Consider the following 255-nt stretch of genomic DNA (forward strand, 5'->3'; position numbering starts at 1 on the left):
TCGCGAAACGGTTCAATCGTGGAGACGCAGCTACGCGGCAGCTTCGGATTGCGTCCGAAGATCGCTGCCAGTTCGGCGTCGTCCGGCAAGGGCCGACCGGGATCGAGCCAGCCCCGAGCGAGCGCGACCTGCCTGACGGTCTTCAGCTTCCCACGCCCCATCAGGCGTGCGCTGGCAATGTCACGGTCGGAATCGCCCTGACGCATGCGCGCCAGAACCTGTCGATACTCAAACACTTCGAACCTCCTTCGACTC

General features: G+C 63.9%; 1 pseudogene. It reads right to left on the reverse strand.

Going from position 1 to position 255, the window contains the following annotated elements:
- Positions 1–236: pseudogene (locus tag ACLFKU_RS44670) on the reverse strand (IS21 family transposase); the annotation flags it as partial.
- Positions 237–255 lie beyond the last annotated feature (19 nt).

This window comes from Paraburkholderia sp. EG304 (assembly GCF_046543485.1).
GTDB lineage: Bacteria > Pseudomonadota > Gammaproteobacteria > Burkholderiales > Burkholderiaceae > Paraburkholderia > Paraburkholderia youngii.